The organism is Pseudomonas sp. OTU5201, assembly GCF_038440135.1.
GTDB lineage: Bacteria > Pseudomonadota > Gammaproteobacteria > Pseudomonadales > Pseudomonadaceae > Metapseudomonas > Metapseudomonas resinovorans.
Genome location: NZ_JASATC010000014.1, coordinates 120,596 through 127,396, shown reverse-complemented (window position 1 = coordinate 127,396; position 6,801 = coordinate 120,596). Strand labels below are relative to the sequence as shown.

At 57.2% G+C, this 6,801-nt stretch carries 7 protein-coding genes; 5 read left to right on the top strand and 2 right to left on the bottom strand.

Annotated features, from left to right (window positions below):
- The coding region (locus tag AAHM40_RS11415) for a hypothetical protein (RefSeq protein ID WP_342244741.1) at nucleotides 1-679 on the top strand (679 nt) is incomplete at its 5' end.
- Between the two features lie 291 nt (nucleotides 680-970).
- Complete coding sequence (locus AAHM40_RS11410; protein WP_342244740.1) at nucleotides 971-1,600, top strand: hypothetical protein; 630 nt, start codon at nucleotides 971-973, stop codon at nucleotides 1,598-1,600.
- Between the two features lie 106 nt (nucleotides 1,601-1,706).
- Here the strand turns inward: AAHM40_RS11410 and AAHM40_RS11405 are convergent, their stop codons facing one another.
- The gene (locus tag AAHM40_RS11405; protein WP_342244739.1) at nucleotides 1,707-2,873 is read right to left on the bottom strand and encodes a competence protein CoiA family protein; all 1,167 of its coding nucleotides are present in this window, start codon (nucleotides 2,871-2,873) and stop codon (nucleotides 1,707-1,709) included.
- A 137-nt stretch (nucleotides 2,874-3,010) separates the two neighbouring features.
- Here AAHM40_RS11405 and AAHM40_RS11400 point away from each other — a divergent pair, with 137 nt between their 5' ends.
- From AAHM40_RS11400 to AAHM40_RS11390, 3 genes are all read left to right on the top strand, one after another.
- Complete coding sequence (locus AAHM40_RS11400) at nucleotides 3,011-3,967, top strand: hypothetical protein (protein WP_342244738.1); 957 nt, start codon at nucleotides 3,011-3,013, stop codon at nucleotides 3,965-3,967.
- Nucleotides 3,968-4,060: 93 nt separating this feature from the next.
- A complete protein-coding gene (locus tag AAHM40_RS11395; protein ID WP_342244737.1) occupies nucleotides 4,061-5,128 on the top strand; it encodes an ImmA/IrrE family metallo-endopeptidase in 1,068 nt (355 codons plus the stop codon).
- The gene (locus AAHM40_RS11390; protein WP_342244736.1) at nucleotides 5,109-5,603 is read left to right on the top strand and encodes a PIN domain-containing protein; all 495 of its coding nucleotides are present in this window, start codon (nucleotides 5,109-5,111) and stop codon (nucleotides 5,601-5,603) included. Before AAHM40_RS11395 ends, AAHM40_RS11390 begins: the two co-directional genes overlap by 20 nt.
- A 13-nt stretch (nucleotides 5,604-5,616) precedes the next feature.
- On the opposite strand, the gene AAHM40_RS11385 is transcribed toward AAHM40_RS11390, so the two are convergent.
- Nucleotides 5,617-6,753, bottom strand: a complete 1,137-nt coding sequence (locus tag AAHM40_RS11385; RefSeq protein ID WP_342244735.1) for a hypothetical protein — start codon at nucleotides 6,751-6,753, stop codon at nucleotides 5,617-5,619.
- Nucleotides 6,754-6,801 lie beyond the last annotated feature (48 nt).

Sequence of the window (6,801 nt, the reverse complement as noted above, 5' to 3'; positions counted from 1 at the left end):
GACCTTCTACGCCCCCTTCGACTACATCAACACTAAAGCCCGGATCACTATCTGCGGCATCACACCAGGTCACCAGCAAGCGGTGAACGCACTGAGCGAGGCACGCAGACAGCTAAGAGCTGGAGCGTCCATTGAAGAGGCCAGAAGAAAAGCCAAGGAAACCGCGAGTTTTTCTGGGCCAATGCGTAACAACCTGATTGCCATGCTTGATCACATTGGCATCCCGAAACTGCTCGGGATTGATAGCTGTGCCCGGCTATTCGATACGCACACACACCTCGTGCATTACACCTCTGCACTGCGCTATCCAGTTTTCATCAATGGTGAGAACTACAGCGGCAGTCCCTCAATGCTCAAGCAGAAATCGATGCGAGAGCAGGTCGAGACACATCTTGCCGAGGAGGTAAAAGCACTGGGCAATAACTGCCTCTACGTTCCCCTTGGGCCCAAAGTGGCCGAGGCCCTTGAGCATCTACAACGCCAAGGCCTGCTCAAGCCTGAGCAGGTTCTCGCAGGCCTTCCCCATCCTTCAGGCGCTAACGCTGAACGCATCAGTTACTTTCTGGGCAACAAAGCCCGTGAACACCTATCTGCAAAAACCAATGCGCAGGTACTGGACGCTGCACGAACTCAGCTGTGCGCCAAAGTATCCAGCATTGCAGCTCAAGGGTGGCGCTGATGCGCACACTCTTAAATTTGCCAATGTGGGCACTGTTGTCGATCAAGCTCTGGGGGTTCCGAAAACTGCTCACGACGGCCGAGGAACAAACTCAAGACGCTCTGAGCTTGGTTTGCAGTAGCTGCTCGACTGACGGCAGCAACTGTGAGCGCCCTCAGCATTGCCGGGTGCAAAGGTTCAAGGATCGAGAAGCTCTCCTTAACACCGCGATACTCGAAACAGAAGACCGGATAGCTCGGCTAGGCGGACTCTGACGAGAGGAAACCCATTTTTGGATCCAGGCGCAGCACTATGAGCAACCTCTTCAGCGGGCCGTATTTTGACCATGTGATGGCACAAGAGCCACTCCGTTCAGCCGAATACTTTACCCATGGCTCCTCAGCCATGCTTTTTCAGCGTGACGGCCAGCTCTATCGTCTAACCACCGACGGAAGAGGCCACTGCTTTCTTTCCGAGCAATCCGCCAAGGGCAATCCACACGTTGTCAGAGTTATTCAGGACTTCGGGCCGCTGGCACCAGCCGATGATGCGTATTGGGAAGATGAGTTTTACTGGCTAGCGCAGGTTGAATGGCTTCAGCCTGTAGACCCCACAAGCACCGAGGGCGCTCGGCTGGCCGAGCTATTCACAGAGCTGACAGATGGCGAGCTGGTAGAGCATAAGCATCGGGCTCAATTCCTCGAAAAATGCAGTCAGGCTGCTAGCAGCCAACTCGAGTTCGCTCCTTTGCTCAACACCCTGATTCAGGCAGCTCAGTATCTACCTGAAGATGATGGGGCTGTGGATTGCAACATCACAAACGTCATGCGTCGCCCCTCAACAGGCATGATCGTTTGGAGCGACCCCATTCACTTCACGCCGGGATACCTCACAGAATCCGAGCAGTCAGAGATGAATAGGATCCGCCAGCAAATTGCGTAGAGCCAGACCATTTGCACTTCTCATTGAAATGGCCTGCTCTGCGAGAGCTTTCACCCGAGTGATCGCCCCCTGTTTTCATTAATACCTCCAAGCAGGGGCGATCAAATCATCGACGCAATACGTAAACGAAATCAGCCGTACCAGCTGTCCGAATCACCTCAACCCCTAGAAGCTCAACGCCACTGGCCCGGAAGAAATCCTCCAGCGCATCACAGTCCAACCCTATGCCATAGTGCCGTGCCTTGAAGTTACCGTGAGGCAGAGATGCCGGAGCAAACCCTGTCCGGTATTGCCGGAGAATGATCCGCGCATCGAGGTAACCATTCACATCCGGCTGGTTATGAGTCGTGAAAGACGCTTCGAGCTCCTGCGAAGACGGATCAACCGCTCGACTCAAACCAGAGCTATCACCATCAGCTAGCGCCTCAAGCTCATCCTGAAGCGCAGACCTTGTCCACGCAGGAAACATCCAATTCTTGTACTGGGCCACATAGCGACCTGCGTATCGTCGCGACAGTCGCTTGAGCAGCTCAGCGATAGCTGGACTATACGCCACTGAGCGCACCACCACAGAGCCAAACTCAAGCACCCGCAGATCGACCCAGAAGCCCTGAATCGTGAACCGCTGCCGTTCAGGCAAGTGCACGCGGGACTTCTGCTGAACGCCGCTATCAACAGGCAGCAACGTATCGCCACCAACAAGGATTTCCGGGAGCGGGTAAAGCCACTGCTTTAAGGTCGCGTCATGCAGGATGGCTCTTTTTATCTCCAGCAAACCATCAGATGAGGGCGTTACGACCAAACCGCTCAAATCGATCTCGACGGTGCGAATGCCCAACTGCTTGATCCGCGCCAGTTTCTCCTCATCAATAAACGACGTGACTGCAATTTCAATCAGGAGCGGCCCATCCGGCAGCTGTACGAAGAGGTCGGGACGTAATTCACCCATCGATACCTCCTCTGCAACAGACTGGAAGTCCCACCAACTGCTTGTGTCTTCAGACAAGGGCTCATGTCCCGGCATAGGAGGAAGCTGAAGCCCCATCGCTTCCCGTATGACCTGTTTCCCGAATTTATGAAGTAGGCTCTCTGGCTGAATCCAGCAGCTCTTTTTGTGGGCGTGGTGAGCAAAGTGATGGGCGCGTATTGCGCCCTTACGACCAACGACCTGCTCCCCACATTGCAAACAGGTGCAGCCACACGCCAAACCACTGTTCGCGTCATGGATTGAAATGATTTGTCCACACTCGGTCAGCGCAATACTCATCGACATCGCGGTTTCCTCTGGATTGAAGTAGGTCTCCAGAGTCCCCAACTACGCTGAGCCAAACCGCCCCCAAACCGGGGAAAACAGTTTTTCCACCTTTTCGCAGGTGTTAAAACAAGCGCTCAGCATTCAGGGAAGAGCAGATGAACCAGGCATTACTCCAACTCAAACACGCACTGGTGGAATGCCATGCCCAAGGCCGCGCATATGACGTCCTCGCCTTCATGGCCGATCAGGGGCTGTCGCGCAGCCCCGAGGCTAATCAGAAACTGACATTCGAGGCTGGAGCGCTTCAAGCTGGAGCGGCCCCTGCTCATGAACGCGATCAAGAGGCAAAGGATTGGGTACCACGAGAAGTCGCCCTACGCGCTGCACTCGAGCGAGCTCAACAGTCATTACCCGATCCTCACATTGTACTGGGCTACAAAAAGGGACTCGGTCGAGGCAATCGCAGCCTGTACTGGCTGGAGTTATCCACTGAAACCACCGAAGAGGCGGACAGCAGCACGCATCAAAGCCCCCCTCGAAAGTCAGTTACCTACCGGCGCACTGAGAAAGGAGCCGTCAAACCCTCTTCACTGGTGCGCTGGTTAATGAAGGATGGCGAGTTCAGAAATATGAGCCCCAGAGGGATCACGATGTTGCTGGGCATCATCATCGGAACTATCTGCTGGGCACTGTGTTTAGCGATGATCCTGCTCGGCCTCGGTGTTTCAAACCAACCCCTGACAGCAGGCAGCCTGATCCTATTGATCCTTGCCTTCGCAGGTTTCTGGTTTGGTTGGAAGTCCTTGTACGAGCCGTGGTTTCGCCTCGTCGACGAGCGCATCGTAAAAGCTCCGAATTGGGTACCTGCCCTTTTTGAAGATCCCTGCGAGCTAGAAATGTACGGCCAGCGCAAAGCTCGCTGGACTCGACTGGTGCGCTACAACGCTGACTGCCCGATGTGTGGTGGGGAGATCGAGCTTGTACCCGGCAGGCCCGATCAGCGACTTCCTTTGGTGGGACGGTGCATTGAGAGCCCACATGCGCATGTTTTTACCTTTGATCGGACAACCCTTCGAGGCGCATACATCGGCCCAGTCCTGCCGGATGACTGATCGCTAGCCCCTGCCGACCCACCTCGACGAAATCGCTTCATCGGTTTACACTTTTGTAGTTTTCATAAAATTTATAAACCTGGGGAATGCACAATGATAGGTGAGCGCCTGAAGCGAGCACGCGCTGCTGCTGGCCTGTCGATGCAAGAGCTTGGACAGCAGGTTGGCGTGAGCGCCAACATGATCAAGAAGTACGAGCATGACGAAAGCATGCCCGGCTCAAGCATCCTACTGGGCCTGAGCAAAGCCCTTGCGGTACGCACTGAGTATTTCTTCCGACCTTTTAAGGTCGAGCTCAAAGGTGTGGAATACCGCAAGCGCTCCAGTACCCCTGCAAGCACACTCAAACGAATCGAAGCCGATGTCCTGGATCAGGCCGAGCGTTGGCAGGAACTGGCCAACCTATGGCCAAACTTCCCTCTGCAGCAATTTTCTGCGCCTGAGGGGCTGCCAGCCCACATCCAATCGATGGATCAGATTGATGAGGTCGCCGACCACGTCCGAACGGCGTGGAACCTGGGGCTCAACCCAATCCCCGACCTCATTGACGTCCTGGAATCACACGGCATCTTGGTGATCATCACCCAAGTCGACGTGCAGGCAAAATTCGATGGACTCCAAGCCACTGTCGCGGATAAGCCTGTGATTGTGGTTTCTGCCAACTGGCCAGGGGATCGGCAGCGCTTCACGCTAGCGCATGAGCTTGGGCATTTATTGCTGCACGAACGCCTGGGTGAGGGGCTGGATGAAGAGAAAGCCTGCCATCGCTTCGCTTCCGCTCTTCTGCTGCCAGCCAGTGCGATGCGCCAGCAGCTCGGTGCCAAGCGCACCATGCTGGAAGTGCGGGAGCTCTATCTGCTGAAGCTTGAGTACGGCTTGAGCATGCAAAGCTGCCTCTATCGTGCAGCGGACTTGGGGATCATTCCTGACAATGTTCGGCATCGCCTCTTCATGGTGTTTTCCACTAAGGGATGGCGAAAGCAGGAGCCTGGCGACCCATATCGCCCGGAAAGCACTCTGCTGTTCCAGCAGTTGGTATACCGGGCCCTGGGCGAAGGCATCGTCGGCGAATCCAAAGCTGCTGAGCTGCTAGGCATCTCGGTGTTCCAGTTCCACCAAGCTCGCAAGCTGGAGTCGCTGGATGCAGCTGTTAATCAGTGATGCCAATATCCTGATTGACCTAGAGGAGGGGGAGCTGCTCGAGCTGCTCTTCCAGCTCCCCTACCAGTTCAGCGTGCCTGACATCCTCTTTGCTGAGGAGCTAGAAGCTCAGCATGCCCATTTGCCGGGCATGGGGCTGCTCCTCGGAGAGCTGCAACCCCAAGCGATGATGTATGCCTTTGAGCTGATCCAACGTGTGAATGGGCCTAGCCGTAATGACTGCTTCGCCCTGGCGCTGGCCAAGCAGAGAAACTGTCCTTTGCTCTCCGGTGACCAAGCCCTGCGCAGGGTCGCCGAACGAGAAGAAGTGGTGGTCAGGGGTACCATTTGGCTGGTGGAAGAGATGATCCATTGCAACATCATCTCCATCGAGCAAGCGCGCACAGCCTATCAACGCATGCGCGCTAACGCGCGCAGGCTGCCCTGGGCCAATGCCCTACAACGCTTAGATGAATGGCCGCAGGAGCGGATCTAGGCGTTCCTGCCAGTTACCAGGCATCCTGCCGTGGAATCTCGATGCGCAGATCCAACAGCTCATCCGGCGCACGCACTAACGGATCTAACCAGTCCGCCTTGGCCCTTGCCCACGCCAGGTACTGTCGCTGCTCGACCGACACGTCCCCCTGTTGCAGCTCCGCCGCCGCAATGTAGTCACGGATCAACACCGCACGCCGCCAGTTCCGCGCTTGGATTTCCAGCTGCCGTAACCGCTGACGCTCGGCGTCTTGTAAGGCCTGCTGCGCCAGTGCGGCCTCACGCTGCGCGCGCCGCTCGGCCGCCAGGCGCTCCCGCGCTTCGCGCTCGACCAGCGTCTTCACCGCCCAGCGGCCCATCATGACCATCAAGGCATTGAGCTGCTCTTCGATAAGTGCTCGGGCTGAGTCGGCAATACGGCCGGCAAAGCCATGCGCCGCTTGCAAGGTCAGCTTACCGGTGGGCACGAACTGCCACTGCGGCAGGTACACCGGCTCACCCCGCGCCAGCTGCGCACGTTGGCGACGCGTGGGCTCATACGGTCGCCGCACACTGTCCTCATACAGCTGCAGATCCAGGTGCACACCCAGCACCTCCAGCTGGGTGTGCTGATCCTGCACCTCAATCCGATATCCACGCTGCTCCGCCGCCTTGATCAACGCATCCATCAGCCGGCCGGCACGCGCCTGCATTCCTTCAGAGACCCGCACATCCAGGGCGCGCGTACTGGGCAGAGGAAACCCTCGGCGATCAATAAAAGGCTCTTTGAGGGCGGCTCGCCATTGGCGAATCAGAAAATGCGGACGGCTCAAGCGCCCGGCCACCAGGATATGGTTGGCGGGATCACGCTCATGCATCAGGATCGCCTGCAGCCGGGGCTCCCAGGTTAGATCCGGCTCAGCCGGGCGCTCAGGGACATTGCGGTGGAGATAGCGGGGGTTGCCAGTGAACGGTTTGAGCGTCGGTGGGCTGGGCACTCGCTTGCCGGCTTTCAGCTTGGCCCAGTACCCTCGGCCCGGTGTGGGCAGCTGCAGGCGCGCGCACAGCTTCTTCAGACCGACGTCGGACAGGCCATAACGCGGCGCCACGGTCTGCAACGGTTCGGCCCAGACCTCGGCCAGCAGCGTTTCACGGTCAAGCGTCTTCCACATGCAGCGCTCCCAGGGGCCGGCCGGCCCAGAAACAGTCAGCGATTGAAC